Origin of the sequence: Facklamia sp. P13064, from assembly GCF_050409425.1 — a bacterium.
GTDB lineage: Bacteria > Bacillota > Bacilli > Lactobacillales > Aerococcaceae > Facklamia.
On the sequence record NZ_JBNUPM010000002.1, the window covers coordinates 1 to 15,383 of the forward strand.

General features: G+C 35.6%; 14 protein-coding genes, 1 other RNA gene and 1 other annotated feature. Of the genes, 10 read left to right on the forward strand and 5 right to left on the reverse strand.

Features of this window, described 5'->3' with window-relative positions:
- The first annotated feature begins 141 nt into the window (after positions 1-141).
- Positions 142-1,065 carry a diacylglycerol/lipid kinase family protein gene (locus tag ACQV2S_RS01455; protein ID WP_428884910.1) on the forward strand — a complete coding sequence of 308 codons (924 nt, stop codon included), beginning with the start codon at positions 142-144 and terminating at the stop codon, positions 1,063-1,065.
- Between the two features lie 71 nt (positions 1,066-1,136).
- Positions 1,137-1,571 carry a DUF2187 family protein gene (locus ACQV2S_RS01460; protein WP_428872988.1) on the forward strand — a complete coding sequence of 145 codons (435 nt, stop codon included), beginning with the start codon at positions 1,137-1,139 and terminating at the stop codon, positions 1,569-1,571.
- Positions 1,572-1,635: 64 nt separating this feature from the next.
- Here the strand turns inward: ACQV2S_RS01460 and ACQV2S_RS01465 are convergent, their stop codons facing one another.
- Positions 1,636-2,601: a hypothetical protein gene (locus ACQV2S_RS01465; protein WP_428884911.1), complete on the reverse strand. Its 966-nt coding sequence runs from the start codon at positions 2,599-2,601 to the stop codon at positions 1,636-1,638.
- A 40-nt stretch (positions 2,602-2,641) separates the two neighbouring features.
- Here ACQV2S_RS01465 and ACQV2S_RS01470 point away from each other — a divergent pair, with 40 nt between their 5' ends.
- Positions 2,642-3,082, forward strand: coding sequence for a ribonuclease HI family protein (locus tag ACQV2S_RS01470; protein WP_428884912.1), 441 nt, complete (start codon positions 2,642-2,644; stop codon positions 3,080-3,082).
- On the opposite strand, the gene ACQV2S_RS01475 is transcribed toward ACQV2S_RS01470, so the two are convergent.
- The 3 genes from ACQV2S_RS01475 to gpsB form a co-directional block, all read right to left on the reverse strand.
- Positions 3,058-4,185, reverse strand: a complete 1,128-nt coding sequence (locus ACQV2S_RS01475) for a THUMP domain-containing class I SAM-dependent RNA methyltransferase (RefSeq protein WP_428872991.1) — start codon at positions 4,183-4,185, stop codon at positions 3,058-3,060. The genes ACQV2S_RS01470 and ACQV2S_RS01475 overlap by 25 nt on opposite strands.
- A gap of 99 nt (positions 4,186-4,284) precedes the next feature.
- Positions 4,285-4,662: RNase P RNA component class B (gene rnpB / locus ACQV2S_RS01480), an RNA gene on the reverse strand.
- Positions 4,663-4,673: 11 nt separating this feature from the next.
- Positions 4,674-5,009, reverse strand: coding sequence for a cell division regulator GpsB (gene gpsB, locus ACQV2S_RS01485; RefSeq protein ID WP_428872992.1), 336 nt, complete (start codon positions 5,007-5,009; stop codon positions 4,674-4,676).
- Between the two features lie 252 nt (positions 5,010-5,261).
- On the opposite strand from gpsB, the gene ACQV2S_RS01490 reads away from it, so the two are divergent.
- The 5 genes from ACQV2S_RS01490 (at position 5,262) to dtd (ending at position 10,430) form a co-directional block, all read left to right on the forward strand.
- On the forward strand, positions 5,262-6,215 hold the full coding sequence (locus tag ACQV2S_RS01490; protein ID WP_428872993.1) for a 50S ribosomal protein L11 methyltransferase: 954 nt from the start codon (positions 5,262-5,264) through the stop codon (positions 6,213-6,215).
- Between the two features lie 3 nt (positions 6,216-6,218).
- A complete protein-coding gene (locus tag ACQV2S_RS01495) occupies positions 6,219-6,992 on the forward strand; it encodes an RsmE family RNA methyltransferase (RefSeq protein ID WP_428874660.1) in 774 nt (257 codons plus the stop codon).
- A 1-nt stretch (position 6,993) separates the two neighbouring features.
- Positions 6,994-7,638 carry a deoxyribose-phosphate aldolase gene (gene deoC, locus ACQV2S_RS01500; RefSeq protein WP_428884913.1) on the forward strand — a complete coding sequence of 215 codons (645 nt, stop codon included), beginning with the start codon at positions 6,994-6,996 and terminating at the stop codon, positions 7,636-7,638.
- 141 nt (positions 7,639-7,779) lie between these two features.
- Positions 7,780-9,978 carry a RelA/SpoT family protein gene (locus tag ACQV2S_RS01505; RefSeq protein ID WP_428872997.1) on the forward strand — a complete coding sequence of 733 codons (2,199 nt, stop codon included), beginning with the start codon at positions 7,780-7,782 and terminating at the stop codon, positions 9,976-9,978.
- A gap of 8 nt (positions 9,979-9,986) precedes the next feature.
- A complete protein-coding gene (dtd, locus tag ACQV2S_RS01510) occupies positions 9,987-10,430 on the forward strand; it encodes a D-aminoacyl-tRNA deacylase (RefSeq protein ID WP_428872998.1) in 444 nt (147 codons plus the stop codon).
- A 21-nt stretch (positions 10,431-10,451) separates the two neighbouring features.
- Here the strand turns inward: dtd and ACQV2S_RS01515 are convergent, their stop codons facing one another.
- Positions 10,452-11,864, reverse strand: a complete 1,413-nt coding sequence (locus ACQV2S_RS01515) for an N-acetylmuramoyl-L-alanine amidase (protein WP_428884914.1) — start codon at positions 11,862-11,864, stop codon at positions 10,452-10,454.
- A 186-nt stretch (positions 11,865-12,050) separates the two neighbouring features.
- Positions 12,051-12,241, forward strand: a binding site (T-box leader).
- A 36-nt stretch (positions 12,242-12,277) separates the two neighbouring features.
- Between ACQV2S_RS01515 and hisS the strand changes: the two genes are divergently transcribed.
- Positions 12,278-13,597: a histidine--tRNA ligase gene (gene hisS / locus ACQV2S_RS01520; RefSeq protein WP_428873001.1), complete on the forward strand. Its 1,320-nt coding sequence runs from the start codon at positions 12,278-12,280 to the stop codon at positions 13,595-13,597.
- Between the two features lies 1 nt (position 13,598).
- Positions 13,599-15,371 (forward strand): aspartate--tRNA ligase, encoded by a 1,773-nt coding sequence (gene aspS, locus ACQV2S_RS01525; RefSeq protein ID WP_428884915.1) that lies wholly within the window; start codon positions 13,599-13,601, stop codon positions 15,369-15,371.
- The last annotated feature ends 12 nt before the right edge of the window (positions 15,372-15,383 follow it).

The following is a 15,383-nucleotide window of genomic DNA, read 5'->3' on the forward strand; positions in this document are numbered from 1 at the left end:
TTCCTTTCGCTAAGTTGTTTGTATATCTTTAGTGTAACAGAAGCTCCCTATTTTTTATTTGTTTTATGTCACATATGTATTATCGTCTAACAAAATCGTTTAGGAGGACTTGTGGTATAATGTAAAAAAAGGAGGGTTAATATGAAGAGCGTTTTAATCATCGCTAATCCAGGTTCAGGTAAGGGTAAGGCCAAAGCATATGCTGAGCAGTTAGCTGATTTACTAATTAATACATACGATGCTCAAGTCAAACACCGAACAACTGAAAAACCTCAAGATGCCTATGATTGGGCAAAAACTACCCCTGCAGATGAATACGACACTATTATTTGTTTGGGCGGTGACGGCACTATTAAGGAAGTGGTATCCGGTTTAATGGAGAATTCACAACCACCTCATTTTGCTTTTTTACCCTTGGGGACTGTAAATGATTTAGCAAGATCTTTAGGAATCTCTCTAAACCCAGTAAAAGCCATTAATCAATTTAAATCTTTAGAGTTAAAAAAATTGGATATCGGGCAAGTTAACGAGCAGTATTTTGCGAATGTTCTTGCGCTAGGAGCTATTCCTTCAGCAGTATTTGAAACTGAATCTAAAGTAAAAAATAAGATTGGGGTATTAGCTTATTTATTTGATGGCTTTAAAGCGATGTTTGAAGAGGAAGATTTTGATTTAGACATTAGTGTCGATGGAAAGGAATCTCATCACCTTAAAACCAATCTTATATTATTAACACTCACTACTAGTGTGGGAGGAATGGAAAATCTTCTTTCACAAGACCAGCTATTTGATGGATTGGGTCATCTTTATGCTTTTAAGGGTTCATTGGCTATATCAAGCATAGCTACTTTTATTGAAGAGAAAGGCTTGCCTCGACACGAATTAGATAATGAGTCCATCTTGTCGTTAAAGGGTAAATCATTCGATATTAAACTCGCTTCCTTGAATGAAGAACGTGAACTAAAAGCGAACATTGATGGCGATAAAGGCCCAAGTTTACCATTAAAAATTAAGATTCATAGTCAAGCACTTTCTGTATGGGTTCCAAAGGTAGAGAAAGAGTAACCTTTAGAATAAAAAAGAAAAATGTGGTATAATAACAATTACAGAGGGCAATTTAAGAAAAGAGGGATAACGTGTCGAAAAAAATTTCAGATGGGCAACGAAGTCTAATTGAAAAGGAGTTAAGACGCGGGACAAGCAAGTCACGTATCGCTTCGCTATTAGATGTAGATTATGAAACGGGTCTTGAAATGATTGAATCAGTAAAGTTAGCAATTCGACCAGAAATAGGGGATAAGATTACTTTCAAATTTAGAGAAAGTAGCATGACAGGAATAATTACAAAATTGCTTTCTAATAGTGCTGTTGTAGATATTTATTGGCAAGAATCAGATATGATGATGCAAGATATTATTGAAGAGAAGACCATAGTCAATTTCAAAGATATTATTGATTTTATATCCTTACCACCACAAGAAGAGGATAAGCATGTCATTCTTGATCCACAACCTACCGTGCACCATAAAAACACCAAGGAAAATGATACACAGTCAGAAGAAGAGAAGTAAAATTAGAGCGAGTCTACTATAGACTTGCTCTAATTTATTTAGAAAGTTTTCTTTAAATTTCTATCTATAGACTTAGTTGTTTGATTTCATCGATAGCCTGTTGGAGAATTTCATCCATTCGCTCATTTTGATCGGATTCTTCACTTTTTTCTATATGGTAATAACTTAAAAAGCTATTAAACCATGCAACAGGGTCTGAGATTTTTTCTTTGATAAATGGATAGTATACCATCACCAATAAATTTATTTCTTCTAGTAGACCATCATAAATATGAGGATTATTATTGACCGTATAATCTTCAAGAAGAGCTTTTATTTGTAAATAGGTCGAATCTTCTTTATAAGGGACTAGAGATAGGCTATCGATGATTTTAATTTCTTCAAACCATGTCAGTTTTAGATGGGCCTGGTAATTTCGAACTATATAATGATGCAATATATCACTTTTAACGAATTGACTTATCTCTTTGTCAGCCAATAATGCAGTCAAGATTGGATGTTTAAGGGAGTAATCTAAACTATAGAAGTTTTTGATTTCTTTTAAAAGTTCATATAAGGTTAGTTCTTTCAATTGTTTCAACTTTGAATCTAACCTCTTCGTATTTATAAGGAGTTGAAGTTCTTTAGAAAGAGCTTCTTTTTCTTTAATTTTTTCAATTTGTTTAACAATCAAAGAGTTATCCCATTTTTTTTGATCAAAATATTCTTTGATTTCATATAGCTGAATCAATAGTTTTTGATGAGAAAAAAGATAAGGTAAAGAATGAACATAAAGCATCGCTAATTCATAGTCAAGGTCTTGTATGGAGTGGTCTGAAAGAAAATTTTGCCATAACTTTTTGACAGCTTGACTTTTATTTTGAATAATATGAATAGAAATTAGTTCTTTAAACACTTTAAGGGAAGGTTCTATCTGATAGCTTTCTTTCAAAAAGTTAGATGCACTTGCATAATCATTTTGTTCAAGCGCATTCATGGCTTTGCGATAGAAATATTCGCTCTTATTTGGCATATGAATAAGATCTGTCAATTGAGGAGACTCCTTTCAAAATAGAGAGGGTGAAAAACCTATGTGGATACAAATTGATGCCGCTTTTGATCCTAAAACTAAAGAAGCGGGCCTAGCTTTTTTGGTATTCAATGGTGAAAAAGTTGCTACTTTTAAATTTTATATTAATGAATGTCTGGATAATCACCAAGCTGAGTTTTTTGCTTTAAGATTAGCTATGCAATGGATCAAGCAAGAAAAATTAAAAACAGATCAACTCATTCAAATTAAAACCGATTCTAAGATTGTTTTCCAATCGATTGAAAAACGTTTTGCCAAAAAAGACTATTTTAGCAAGCTTTTAAAAGATATTCTCTTTGAAATGGACCATTATCCTTTGCTTTTTCTAAAATGGATTCCTGAAAAAGAAAATCGAGCAGCTGATCAAGCAGCAAAACAAGCCTTACGTAAACAAGGGAAAGTAAAGACTTTAGACCCTTATTTATTTGTAGACCAAAATTGATAATAATTTACTTTTAAGGCACCGTTATATAACTTGCGTTTTTTGCTAGCTTTTTCACCATAAAATTTCTCAAATGAGTCATCACTTGAGAGAATATACTTCGACCAAGTGGTCATCAAACGGTAAATAGTACCCATGTCCTGGTATAGTTGGTGTACCTTATCTTCATCTAGCAAGCGGTCCCCATAAGGAGGGTTGGAGATTAAAATGCCATATTCTTCATTCGGACGGTAATCTTTTAACTGCATTTGTTTAAAAGTAATATCTTCTCCCACACCGGCATTTGCTGCATTTTGCTTGGCGATTTCAATCATTCTTCCATCTATATCGCTTCCAAAGATATTGAGTTTTATTTCATGGTTAATTTTTTGACGTGCTTTTGTTTTTTCCTTTGACCATACTTCTGGATTAAAGAACTCCCATTTTTCTGCTGCAAATGACCGATTTAATCCTGGAGCAATATTGCGTCCCATTAAGGCAGCTTCAATTAAAATTGTTCCAGACCCGCAAGTTGGATCATAAAGAGGACGGTCAGGGAACCAAGTAGTCAATTTGACTAAAGCTGCTGCCATATTTTCTTTTAGAGGCGCGCCACCTTTTTCAGTTCGATAACCTCGTTTAAATAGACTGCTTCCACTTGTGTCTAAAGTAATCATCGCCACATCTTTTAGTATCGATATTTCAATAGGGTAGTAATCACCTGTTTCGCTCAAAGGCATTTTACGAGCATAGTGATCCATTAGCCGTTTGGCAATGGCTTTTTTGACAATTCTTTGACAGTTAGGGACAGAATAAAGTTTTGATTTCACCGATTTACCTGAAACAGGAAATTCTCCATCCATGGGTAAGAGGTCTTCCCAGGCAATCGCATAGGTTTGGTCAAACAATTCTTCAAAAGAGGTTGCTTTAAATTCGCCAACCACTACTTTAATTCGATCAGCTGTTCTCAACCATAGGTTTGTTTTAGCAATATCTTCTGCAGTTCCTTTAAAGCGCACGCGACCATTCTCTGTTTGTGTTTCATAGCCTAAATCCTTGAGTTCTTGATTAGCTATTCCCTCGATACCTGCCGCTGCTGTAGCAATTAAGTGATATGTTTTCATGGATAATCCTTCCTTTTAAAAAAACACGATTCAACAAGCTTTTAGGCTCAGAATCGTGTTGTTGACTATATGCATCTATAAATACCTATATTAGTAAATTTCGATAAGCCATGTTCTGTCAATATTTATTCCATAGGCAAGAATAAATAAAGGGTAATCATCTATCTACAAGATAACTTGTCTCTCTTTCAGTTAAGCAATGCTTACGCATTTTCCCATACAGAGAGTGCCCCTACCAAATTTGGGTTGCTCGCTCGAGGGGTTTACCGCGTTTCAGCTTTTTGTTTCCAAAAAGATCGTCTCTGTGGCACTTTATGAATTACTTATTCTTAGCTAAGCCTTAGAATATTCACTCGCCGTTCACCTTAAGGCTACCTTAGCTTATTGTTTCGCTAAGCACGAACACTACAAGCGTTTCAGCTTGTGCGAGCATGGACTTTCCTCAGCCAAATGAATTGACCGCGATTACCTGAAATTTACTATGATCATTAATTTTGACTATACTCTGTGTTTGAAATTTTGGCTCCGAAAACATGTTTTTCTAAGTTAGATAAACGTTTAAGGATATCAAAGTTGGTTACGCCAGAACCTGGAGTTGTTGAAACGTTTTTCTTAGCTAATGATAACTGCTTAGTTAATTCATCTATTTTAGCAATGAGTCGCTCATTTTCATTCTTTAAGAACACTACATCTTTTTGATAAGAATCATAGTCACGAATAATACTATCGAGATACTCATCGACTTCAGCAGCATTATAGCCACGCATGGAACGAGAAAATTCTTTTTGTAAGATATCTTTTGCTGTTAAGTTTTTTTCTGCCATGAAGTTCACCTCGTTTATTAGCTTTTATATTAAATAGAATATCAACTACTATTTTATCCTTTTCTTTTGAAAATTTCAAAAAAAGTTACAAATATTCTAAAGTCTATTATTTATTATTACATGCCCTTATTAAAATAGCTAGACTTAATCTTGAAAAAATAACTTCTTTTGATTGAAAAAAGATAAACAGTCCTCCATAATGTGAATAAGCTCAGCTTTAAATTTTTTAGATGCATTGACTGGGGGGGTTTAATGACTCATTGGACAAAAGTGACTATCTATCTTGAAACTAAGAAGCCTGATGAAGTGGAATATGTTTCTCATCTCTTATTTGAGTGGGGGGCGAAAGGGACGCAGCTTATAAATGTCGATGGATATATGGAAAATAAAGAAAATTTATTTGGAGAAATTCCTTTAGCTCCATCCCTTAAAGAACAAGATAAACGGGGGCTTGTCTTAGGTTTTTTTGAACAAGATATAGAAAAAGACTTGTTCGATAGTTATTTAGAAGATAACCTTTATTTCGATTATAGTTGGGAAAAAGAGCCGATTGAAATGGAAAATTGGCAAAAAAATTGGATGAAAAACTACCGAATTCAAGAAATTTCACGATTTATAAAAGTTGTTCCGGTATGGGATGCTTATTCTCCAAAATATAAGGATGAGAAAGTTATTTATTTAGACCCAGGAGTTGCCTTTGGAACAGGTGATCACCCGACAACCCGACTCGGCGCGCAAGCTTTAGAAATGGTTATGCGAGGTGACGAGAAAGTTTATGATGTTGGAACGGGATCTGGTATCCTTGCATTGATAGCTTTTGCTCTCAGCGCACAAAAAGTGGTGGGATACGATCTTGATCCTCAAGCAATCGCAGCTGCTAAACAAAATCTTACTTATCAAAAATGGCAAAATATGGGCTATTCTGATGATTTTCAACCACCTATATCATTTCATGTCAATGATTTATTAAGAGGTGTTGAAGAAAAAGTAAATATCATCATGGCAAACATCCTACCTCATATATTACTCAAGCTCTATCAGGATGCCTATCAGCTTTTAGAAAAGGGTGGCTATCTCATTCTTGGAGGCATACTGACTGAGAAGGCAGAACAAGTAATCGATTCTTTATCAACAGATCAGTGGGAAATAATCCAAATTAATTATTATAAAGGATGGGCTGGTATCACGGCTCAGAAGAAAGAGTGAGTTATGCATCAATATTTTATCGATGATTCGAATCAAATAGTAGAAATTGGCAAGAAAGTTGTTTTGAATCCATCAGACAGTCATCATTTGGTCAATGTTTTAAGGGCTAAGCAAGGGAAGGAGTTAATAGTTGTATACGATCAAAAGAAGTATCTAGCTTCTTATCTCAAAAAAAAGAATGATTATGCTCTATTAGAAATCATGTCACCCTTAAGTGAGACTCTCAGTCAAACGGAGTTACCGGTCGAGGTAGTTGTAGCTTGTGGTTTATCCAAAAATGACAAAATGGATTCAATTGTTCAAAAAGCTACAGAATGCGGCATGAGCAGCTTTCAACCATTAGCTTTAAAACGTGATGTAGTCAAATGGGACCAGAAAAAAGCTGGTAAAAAAGTTGAAAGACTACAAAAAATTGCTGATAGTGCTGCAGAACAGTCAAAACGTTTAAAAAAGGTTGAAGTTAAGCAGCTTTTAAATTTAAAAGACTTTGTTAATCAGTATCGTACTCATGACATTAAACTAGTGGCATTCGAAGAAAGTGCTAAAGAAGGTCAACACCATCTGTTAGCCAAAATATTAAAAAATATCGAAAAGAATAAAAAGATAGTTATGGTATTTGGATCGGAAGGTGGATTAGAACAACAAGAGGTATCTTTCTTAGTAGAAAATGGCTTTGAGATTTGTAGCTTAGGTCCAAGAATCTTACGGGCAGAGACGGCACCTATTTATCTTTTAAGTGTCCTATCATATGTCACTGAAATTGAAAGGGAGTTTTAAAATGGAATTAAATAAATATATCGATCATACTTTATTAAATGCAAATGCAACCAAAGACCAAATTAAGCAAATTTGTCAAGAAGCCTTGGAATATCAATTCATGTCAGTTTGTATTAATCCAGTATGGGTTACTTATGCGAGTGATTTGTTGAAGGATTCAGACATCAAAGTCTGTACAGTGATTGGTTTCCCTTTAGGAGCGAATACTTCATCTACTAAAGCTTTTGAAGCAAAAGAAGCAGTGAAAAATGGGGCTAGTGAAATTGATATGGTAATCAATATCGGAGCGGCTAAAGCTGCTGATTGGGAAACAGTAGAAGAGGATATCCGTCAAGTCGTTCAAGCTGTTCCAGAAGAAATTATTGTGAAAGTTATCATCGAAACTAGTTTACTTGAAAAAGAAGAAAAAGTGAAAGCTTGCCTTGCAGCCAAAGCAGCCAAAGCAGATTTTGTTAAAACTTCCACTGGCTTTTCAACAGCAGGAGCTGTGAAAGAAGATATTGCTCTAATGCGTTCGACTGTTGGTGAAACAATGGGAGTCAAAGCTTCTGGAGGCGTTGGCGATAAAGAAACTGCATTAATAATGATTGAAGCAGGCGCAAACCGTATTGGTGCTTCTAAAGGGATTAAAATTGTTTCTGAATAAAATTTTAAAACAACTGTGTCTTTCGACCAGTTGTTTTTTAGCATAAGCTAAGATTGATAGTATTAAAGAGGCTAATATTGTTTTATAGTGAGTATTTAAGTTATAATAGTAGAAAAATTATCTAGAAAGAGTGGTGATAATATGGGTAGAAATGATGTCTATACTGGTGAAGAAGTTATAGCAATTTGTCGATCTTATATGAATGACAGTAAGGTAGCTTTTGTAAAAAAGGCATTAGCAGTAGCAACCAAGGCCCATGAAGGGCAAGAACGTCTCTCAGGAGAACCCTATATTAATCATCCAATTCAAGTAGCAGGTATTTTAGCGAATATTAAATTAGACCCTGATACAGTAGCTACTGGCTTTTTACATGATGTAGTGGAAGATACGGACTACACTTTGGAAAAAATCCAGGAAGAATTTTCAGAATCCGTCGCCTTCTTAGTAGATGGCGTTACTAAACTCGGTAAGATTAAATTTCAAAGTAAAGAAGAACAATTAGCAGAAAATCATCGTAAAATGTTGATTGCCATGGCTAAAGATATTCGTGTGGTAATGGTTAAATTAGCTGACCGTTTACATAATATGCGCACTTTGAAATTTCAAAAACCCCACAAACAAATTGAAAAGTCTCAAGAAGCATTAGATATTTATGCACCCTTGGCTGAACGAATTGGTATGAGTGTCATTAAATGGGAATTAGAAGATATTTCTTTAAGATATATTAATCCTCAAGCCTATTATGATATTGTCCATCAAATGGACCAAAAAAGAGATGAGCGCGAAGAATATATTCAAGTTGTCATTGATCAGATAAAAGATGCGATTGACGAACTGTCCATGGACTCTACTGTTTATGGAAGACCGAAACATATTTATTCCATTTACCGTAAAATGGTCGATCAGAAAAAAGAGTTTGATGATATCTATGATTTATTAGCGGTTCGCGTTTTAGTCGATTCGATTAAGGATTGCTACGGAGTCTTAGGCATTATTCATACAAAATGGAAGCCGATGCCAGGACGCTTTAAAGATTATATTGCTATGCCTAAAGCTAATATGTACCAATCAATTCATACGACTGTTATTGGACCTCAAGGCAAACCTGTTGAAGTTCAAATAAGAACGCACCTTATGCATGAAGTGGCAGAGTACGGACTAGCAGCTCATTGGGCCTACAAAGAAGGGAAAACAGTCGATGAGCAACCACGAGATAACATTCAACAACAGTTAAAATGGTTTCATGATATTGTTGAGTATGAAGATGATGCAGGGAATGCTAGTGAATTCATGGAATTTATTAAAGAAGATGTTTTTAAAGATCAAGTTTATATCTTTACTCCTAAAGGCGACGTCTTTGAATTACCATTAGGCTCAGGTCCAGTCGATTTCGCTTTCCATATCCATACTGAAATAGGAAATAAGACGGTTGGAGCAAAAGTTAATGGTAATATCGTTCCTCTTAATTATCGCTTGAAAAATGGAGATATTGTTGAAATATTAACCAATCCGAGTTCTGTTGGCCCTAGCCGTGATTGGCTCAAGTTTGTTAAAACTTCTAAAGCACGTAATCGGATCAAACGTTATTTTAAAATGCAAGAGCGTGAGAAAAATAGCGAAATTGGACAGGAAATACTTGAAAAAGCCCTGAAAGAAAACGAAACATCTTTAAAAATAGAACTTAAAAAGAACAAAGAAAAAGACTTACTTGAGAGATTTAACTTCAATGAGATGGAAGATCTTTATGCTTCTATCGGCTTAGGAGAAATCTCACCGACTTCTATTATGCATTTTTGGAATATTAAGAAAGTCGACAAAAATGTAAAGCTATCTAATGTCATTTCTAAAGATAGGGAGACTGACTCTAACAAAGAAAAAGTAGGAAATGAAAAAGGATTAGTGGTTGACGGCGTTGATAACTTAATGATGCGACTTAGTCGTTGTTGCAACCCGGTTCCCGGTGATGAGATAGTTGGTTATATAACAAGAGGTAGAGGCATTTCTGTTCACCGCAAAGATTGTTCCAACTTAAAAAGTGAAATTGAATTGGATGATCGAACGATTGCAGTGCATTGGTCCGAAGAAAAGCAAGAAGAACATGAGTATGAAACAGAAATACAAGTCATTGGTTTTGACCGGTCGGGTATGATTAACGACGTTTTAAACGTTGTCAACCATACGGTCAAAAACCTCAAAGCAGTCAATGGGCGCATTGATGATCAAAGTCAAGCCATCATCAAACTTAAGGTTTTAGTTGCTGATACACAACAATTACATGAATTAATTGTTAAATTAAAGAACATCCCAGATGTTTACGAAGTTAAACGTCAAGGCAATTAGGAGGTCAAATGAAAGTAGTTATTCAAAGAGTGAACCATGCCAGTGTAACAGTTAATGAAGAAGTAGTAGGAGCCATTAAAGAAGGACTTCTACTTTTAGTCGGATTTGGACCTGAAGATACGGTTAAAGACTGTGAGTATTGTGCTAGAAAAATTGTAACTATGCGGATTTTTGACGATGAAGAAGGAAAAATGAATTTATCGTTGAAAGATACTGGCGGCAGTATTCTCTCAGTCAGTCAATTTACCCTGTACGCTTCTTGTAAGAAAGGGAATCGCCCTAGCTTTACCAATGCTGCAAAACCAGACCAGGCTGAAGAATTATACCATTATTTCAACCAAGAGCTTGACAAAAAAGGTTTTAAAGCTAAAACAGGTATTTTTGGAGCTGACATGAAAGTTGAATTTGAAAACAATGGACCTGTTACAATAATTTTGGACTCCAATGAGTAAACAATACCCCTGATAGAGACCTTATCTATCAGGGGTATTTATTTCTAATTGATTTCCAACTTGATTAAAATAAGTTGAGAGTCCTTCAGTAATAGCATCAGCTAATTTTTGATGGTAGTCATCCGTTAACATTAACTCCAAGTCTTCGCTGTTTGTAATATAACCGAGTTCGAGCAAGAGGGAGGGGACGGTATTTTCGCGTAAAACATGAAAGTTTCCATACTCCACACCCAAATTAGGTCGACCAGATGTTATCAACCCAGAATGTAAGGTCTTCGCAAATTCTTCGTCATTTAAATGATAGAAATATGTACGAACACCTTTGACCTGAGTGTCATAGGAGGAATCGAAATGTAACGAAAGAAATAAGTCTGGCTGTTTTTGGTTACTGATTTTAACCCTTTCAGCGAGGTCTAAAAATTGGTCGCTTTCATTAGTTAAGATAACTTTAGCCCCGAAAGCTTCAAGTGTTTTCTTTAATACTTTAGCAATCTTATAGGTAAAGCTTTTTTCAGCATACTTTTGATCTTTACTCAATGTACCTGGGTCTTCTCCACCATGGCCAGGGTCTAGCATGATGGTCGCTTGTTGGAGTTCAGATTTAATAGGTAGAAAGCGATGGTCAATTGAATAGTAAGGCTCAGATAGAGAGAAGGAATCAATATATCCTTTAACTCCTTGACTGTCTTCTACGTAGTAAAATGATTCCTGAGGACTATATTCAACATAATCAAGCCTTGTAAATTCTTGTAGGTAATCCGTTTGATAAATCATATTAGAAAAAAAGTCTGCTTCTTCTAATAAGTATTCTTCTTTTTTGCGCATGATAAGCTTGTTTTTCAAGCTTTCTTTTTCTTTTTCTTTTTTATTAATACTGCTATCTAAAGCATTCTTTTCGGCAATTAAACGCTCCGCGTCTTGTCGATTCAATAATTCTATCTCGTTTATGTTTACAAAGGCTGGTTTACCTTGATAATTAACTTGAGCCCAATTTTTTTCTATATAATTAATAGGGATGAGGCTTTCCTTAGGAATATTTGAGAGAATAGGACTTTTAGAATCAGCTTTTTGATAAAGAGCCGTTGATTTTTCAAAAGAGGCTGCTAAATCTTGGTCACTTTTAAGTTCCTTGTTTTCGATTAGCCACTTGGGTAACCAACCTTCAACTTTCCCTTGATAGCGCACTTTAAGCCAACCGGTTTGTTCTTGAATAATTTCAATAGGAAAGTCAGGATCAATTTCGGTTAAAACCTCGGAATTAGTAGTTGGAAAAGAGTGCAGAACGATTCCTTGACGATCAATTGGTAAAGCTTTTAAATTGCTAAGATTAACAATTCCCCATACTGTTATGACGCTAATTATAAGTGTTAATAAGAAAGGAGTAAGTCGCTTTTTAGTTAAGTGTTTCAAATTTTTGGTCCAAACGATAGCCATCCTATATTCCTCCACTATTCCTCTATTAATTGCATTATAGTTGATTAATTGAATTAAAGGTCAACTCTAGATGGACTGTTACACAATAGTAACTAGATTGTTAATCATTTGCTATAAAGTAAACTAAAGAAGAATTTTAATTCAACTTGACAAATCAATCATCATTGAGTAATCTGAACATAATTAATCAATTCGGTGAAATAGACAAGTAGCTCTGTAATATACAGTGAGCAACGTTGAGTGAAAAGTTGCATTTGAGAGTGAAGACACTATGGAGAAGAATAATCAAAAGTTATTCCGTCAATCACGTTACGATTAAGAGGTAATGGATAAATTCATTACAAATATAGGTGGTACCACGTTAATGCGTCCTAAGTGAAAACTTAGGGCGCTTTTATATTAGGAGGGGTAGAATGATTCAAAAGATGAAAGGCACCGTTGATATCTTGCCAGAGGATAGTTATCGTTGGCAATATGTCGAAGATGTAGCAAGAGATTTATTTGATCAATATATGTATCGTGAAATACGGACACCGCTTTTTGAGTCCTATGATTTATTTTCACGTTCAGTTGGTAATACTTCAGATATTGTCTCTAAAGAAATGTATGACTTCTATGATAAAGGAGAACGACATATTAGTTTACGCCCCGAAGGGACTGCGGGTGTTGTGAGAGCATACGTTGAGAATAAATTGTTTGGTCCAGAACATGCACAGCCTTTTAAGGTTTATTATTTAGGTCCTTACTTTCGTTACGAAAGACCCCAAGCAGGACGTCAACGACAGTTCAATCAAATGGGCGTCGAAGTTTTCGGGTCAGAAAATCCAGCAACGGATGTGGAAGTTATCAGTTTAGCTTGGCATTTCTTTCAAGAGTTAGGTTTAAAAAATATTACTTTACAAATTAACTCACTAGGAAAGCCAAACGATCGGCAGGCTTATCGTCAAGCGCTTATTGCTTATTTTGAGCCACATATTCATAATTTAAGTGATGATTCTAAAAAAAGACTGCATGACAATCCACTGCGTGTACTAGATTCAAAAGATGCTAAGGATAAAGCTTATGTAAAAGAGGCTCCAAGTATTTTAGATTATTTATCTAAAGAGAGTAAGGACCATTTTGGACAAGTTCAATCCATGCTCAAGCAACTAGAAATACCTTTTGAAGTCAATGACAAGGTGGTAAGAGGTTTGGATTATTATCAGGATACTATTTTCGAGTTTGTAGTAGATGATAATCGGATTGGTGCTCAATCAACGGTTTGTGGTGGTGGTCGCTATGATGGACTGGTTCAACAAATTGGCGGACCTGAGAAGCCTGGCTTTGGTTTTGGATTAGGGCTTGAACGTCTCATGTTATTAATGGATCAACAAAAGATTGACATTCCACCATATGAGCCTCTAGACTTATATGTCTTATGTCGTGATGAGTCGGTTAATCAATTAGCAACCGAGTTAGTTCAAAAGGCTAGATATGCTGGATTGATTGCAGAAAGAGATTACTTATTTAGAAGCATAAAGTCTCAGTTTAAAACAGCCGGCAAATTAGGGGCCAAATTAACTATTATGTTGGGTGAGCAAGAAGTTGAGTCTGAGATATTAGTTGTTAAAAATCAAGAAAATGGGACTGAGACCGAGATTTCAAAAGGTGACTTATGGTCTGATTTTTATGGCGTTTATCGCCGTTTAACAACGGATACGAGTGTAATTGATAAATATTTTAGGGGTGAATAAAATGACAGAAAGAACTGTATATTGTGGATTAGTAGATGAACAGTACCTTGGTAAAGCGATCACATTAAAAGGATGGGTACAAAAAAGAAGAGATTTAGGGAGTTTAATTTTTGTTGATTTACGTGATCGTGAAGGCTTTTGTCAAGTGGTCTTTAATGCTGAGAGACTTTCAAAAGAAGATTTTGAGCTAGCCAATCGGATTCGTTCAGAATACATTATTGAAGTGACTGGAGAATTGGCATTAAGAGAAAACAATCAAATGAATAAGCAAGTTAAAACAGGACGTTTTGAGCTGTATGCCAATGCTTTAACCATCTATACTAAAGCTAAAACGCCTGCTATATATATTGAAAATGATTTGGATGTGGATGAAGAAGTTCGCTTAAGAAATCGTATGTTAGACTTACGTCGTCCTAAAATGCAAGCAAATATTCGCCTACGTCATAATGTAACGCGAACAATCCGTAATTTCTTAGACCAAAGAGGATTTGTTGATGTTGAGACACCTATGTTAACCAAATCCACTCCGGAAGGTGCTAGAGACTATTTAGTACCTACTCGCCGTGAAGGGGGATCCTTTTTTGCATTACCTCAATCACCCCAACTATTTAAGCAACTGCTGATGGGTGCAGGCATGGATCGCTATTATCAAATAGTTAAATGCTTCCGAGACGAAGATTTACGTGGTGACCGTCAACCAGAATTTACCCAAGTCGATATTGAAACCAGCTTTTTAGGTCAAGAAGATATTCAATCATATATAGAAGAGATGCTAAAAGAAGTTGTCAAAGAAACAAGAGGAGTAGAAATTAAGCAAGCATTCCCAACCATGACTTATGCTCAAGCAATGGAAGAATACGGGTCAGATAAACCAGATATTCGCTTTGACATGAAATTAAAAGACCTCTCTCAATGGGCTGAACATAGTGAATTTGGCGTCTTTAAAAATGCTGTAAAAGATGGAGGGCAAGTCAAAGCCATAAACCTTAAAGGCTTAGCTGATGAATACACACGCAAGACAGCAGATGCCTTATCAGAAGTTGTTAAACCCTATGGAGCTAAAGGCTTAGCGTGGATTAAAGTATTAGAGGAAGGCTTTAATGGACCAATCGCTAAATTCTTTACTGAAGAAGACCAAGACCAGATTAAAGAGACGTTGGAAGCTAAAGAGGGAGACATCCTCTTCTTTGTGGCTGATCAAGCCAGTGTCATTGCTGATTCCTTAGGCGCTTTACGTAATCATTTAGCCAAGAAACACACCTTATACGATGTTGAAGAGTTAGCTTTTTTGTGGGTTACCGATTGGCCATTATTTGAATATGATGAAGATAATCAAAGATATGTTGCTATGCATCATCCGTTTACTGCTCCGCAAAACGACGATGTCCAAGCATTAAAAGACAATCCAGCGGATGCTAAAGCTAAAGCCTACGACATTGTTCTTAATGGTTATGAAGTGGGAGGTGGATCTCTAAGAATTTATCAACGTGAGATGCAAGATCAAATGTTTGAATTATTAGGATTTACTGCTGAAGAAGCTAAAAGTCAATTTGGTTTCTTATTAGAAGCAATGGATTACGGCTTCCCTCCTCATGGTGGTATCGCTTTAGGCTTAGATCGATTAGTGATGATACTTGCTCAAGAGCCTAATATTCGTGAAGTCATTGCCTTTCCAAAGAATGGTCGTGGTCACGACTTATTAACAGATGCACCAAGTCATGTTTCGACCGATCAATTGGATGAGTTATATTTACAATTAAAAGCTAAAAAATAATTCCCATTAAAA

Coding starts and splice junctions, on each gene's coding strand:
- deoC (WP_428884913.1), top strand. CDS start 6,994: ATGGAATTAAATAAATATATCGATCATACTTTATTAAATGCAAATGCA.
- ACQV2S_RS01490 (WP_428872993.1), top strand. CDS start 5,262: ATGACTCATTGGACAAAAGTGACTATCTATCTTGAAACTAAGAAGCCT.
- ACQV2S_RS01495 (WP_428874660.1), top strand. CDS start 6,219: ATGCATCAATATTTTATCGATGATTCGAATCAAATAGTAGAAATTGGC.
- dtd (WP_428872998.1), top strand. CDS start 9,987: ATGAAAGTAGTTATTCAAAGAGTGAACCATGCCAGTGTAACAGTTAAT.
- ACQV2S_RS01455 (WP_428884910.1), top strand. CDS start 142: ATGAAGAGCGTTTTAATCATCGCTAATCCAGGTTCAGGTAAGGGTAAG.
- ACQV2S_RS01475 (WP_428872991.1), bottom strand. CDS start 4,185: ATGAAAACATATCACTTAATTGCTACAGCAGCGGCAGGTATCGAGGGA.
- ACQV2S_RS01515 (WP_428884914.1), bottom strand. CDS start 11,864: ATGGCTATCGTTTGGACCAAAAATTTGAAACACTTAACTAAAAAGCGA.
- hisS (WP_428873001.1), top strand. CDS start 12,278: ATGATTCAAAAGATGAAAGGCACCGTTGATATCTTGCCAGAGGATAGT.
- ACQV2S_RS01470 (WP_428884912.1), top strand. CDS start 2,642: ATGTGGATACAAATTGATGCCGCTTTTGATCCTAAAACTAAAGAAGCG.
- gpsB (WP_428872992.1), bottom strand. CDS start 5,009: ATGGCAGAAAAAAACTTAACAGCAAAAGATATCTTACAAAAAGAATTT.
- ACQV2S_RS01505 (WP_428872997.1), top strand. CDS start 7,780: ATGGGTAGAAATGATGTCTATACTGGTGAAGAAGTTATAGCAATTTGT.
- aspS (WP_428884915.1), top strand. CDS start 13,599: ATGACAGAAAGAACTGTATATTGTGGATTAGTAGATGAACAGTACCTT.